Annotated in this window: 2 protein-coding genes and 1 pseudogene; 1 reads left to right on the top strand and 2 read right to left on the bottom strand. The window is 74.0% G+C overall.

Annotated features, from left to right (window positions below):
- Window positions 1–213, top strand: a pseudogene (locus AB0O00_RS38660) (MFS transporter); the annotation flags it as partial.
- On the opposite strand, the gene AB0O00_RS38655 reads toward AB0O00_RS38660, so the two are convergent.
- Window positions 210–740, bottom strand: a complete 531-nt coding sequence (locus AB0O00_RS38655) for a gamma carbonic anhydrase family protein (protein ID WP_363659358.1) — start codon at window positions 738–740, stop codon at window positions 210–212. The pseudogene AB0O00_RS38660 and the gene AB0O00_RS38655 sit on opposite strands and share 4 nt — an antisense overlap.
- 139 nt (window positions 741–879) lie before the next feature.
- A complete protein-coding gene (locus tag AB0O00_RS38650) occupies window positions 880–1,446 on the bottom strand; it encodes a DJ-1/PfpI family protein (protein ID WP_363659357.1) in 567 nt (188 codons plus the stop codon).
- Window positions 1,447–1,591: the final 145 nt, after the last annotated feature.

Here is a 1,591-nt window from a genome sequence, read left to right as displayed (position 1 = left end):
AACCTGGCCAACGCGCAGGGCGCGTACTTCGGCGGGCTCGCGCTGGACGCCGGTCTCGGCTGGACCTCGCCGACCCTGGTCGGCGCCGGGCTGGCGGCCTCGGGCGCGGTGGTCGCGCTCCTCGCGTGGGCGGCCGACCGGCACCGGCCCGCGGACGGCTCGCCCGCGGTGCCGGCGCCGGCCGGGGAGGCCCGGGAGGCCGCGGCCGTCTAGCCGATGGGCTCGATGTCCCGGTGGGCGTCGGCCAGTAGCTCGTAGCCGGCGCCGTTGAGCTTGATGCCGGCCCGCTCGTCCTCGCTCAGCTCGCGCCGGACCTTCGCGGGCACGCCCGAGACCAGCGAGCCCGGCGGCACCTGCAAGCACTGTGGCACCACCGCGCCCGCCGCGACCAGCGAACCGGCGCCGATCCGGGCGCCGTTGAGGACGGTGGCGTTCATCCCGACCAGGACGTCGTCCTCGACGGTGCAGCCGTGCAGCACCGCGTTGTGCCCGACCGAGATCCGCTCGCCGACCACCAGCGGGAAGCCCGGGTCGGCGTGCAGGGTGCAGTTGTCCTGGATGTTGCTGCCCGCACCGACCGCGATGGCCTCGGCGTCCCCGCGGAGCACCGCCCCGTACCAGACGCTCGCCCCGGTGGCGACGGTCACGTCCCCCACCACGACGGCATTGGGCGCGACGAACGCCCCCGGATCGACGACGGGCACCTTCCCCCCGACGGCGGCGATCAGCGGCTCTGCCATGTCTCGTCCTCCTCGCGACGATCAACTGCTCTGTCGCCCGTCACCGTAGGACGTCCGCCGACGGCGCAGGAAGAGAGGTCCGTTCTTGCCTTTCCGGTCCGCGCCCCCGGGTGGGGTGGGGGCGCGGATGGGGGCAGGGTCAGGAGGCGGGGGCCTTCGTGCGGAGGATCTCGATGAAGGCGCGCAGCCAGGCGGGGTGGTCGGGCCAGGCGCGGGCGGAGACGACCACGCCGTCCACGACCGCCTCGGCGTCGACGAATTCGGCGCCGGCGGCCTTCACGTCCGGGGCGAGCGCGGGGTAGGCGGAGCTGCGGCGGCCGGCGAGGTCGCCGGTGGCGGCGCTGATCAGCGGGCCGTGGCAGATCTGCGCGACGGGCTTGTCGCCCGTGAAGAAGTGGCGGACGATCCGCTGGAGTTCGGGGTCGTTGCGCAGGTACTCGGGGGCGCGGCCGCCGGGGATCACGAGGGCCACGTAGTCGGCCGGGTCGACGTCGGCGAAGGCGACGTCCGCGGGCCAGGTGTAGCCGGGCTTCTCCGTGTAGGTGTCGTAGCCGTCGACGAAGTCGTGCACGACGAACTGGAGGCGCTTCTTCGTCGGCGCCGCGATGTCGACCTGGTAGCCCTCCTCGCGCAGGCGCTGGTACGGGTAGAACACCTCCAGCGACTCGGCGGCGTCCCCGGTGACGAGCAGGATCTTCGATGTCATCGCCGACATCCCTCCACGTGATCGAGCGTCAGACATGGCGCGGGCCGCGGGCCCGGTCCAACCTCCCGCACCGGCCGGGCGGTTCGCAACAGGGCGCTCCGGGTGGAAAGCAGCGCACGCTCGCGCGCGCGCCGGGGTGCGAGAC

The organism is Kitasatospora sp. NPDC093558 (assembly GCF_040683475.1).
Taxonomy (GTDB): Bacteria; Actinomycetota; Actinomycetes; order Streptomycetales; family Streptomycetaceae; genus Kitasatospora.
This window is presented reverse-complemented; position numbering and strand designations above follow the sequence as displayed.

Coding starts and splice junctions, on each gene's coding strand:
- AB0O00_RS38655 (WP_363659358.1), bottom strand. CDS start 740: ATGGCAGAGCCGCTGATCGCCGCCGTCGGGGGGAAGGTGCCCGTCGTC.
- AB0O00_RS38650 (WP_363659357.1), bottom strand. CDS start 1,446: ATGACATCGAAGATCCTGCTCGTCACCGGGGACGCCGCCGAGTCGCTG.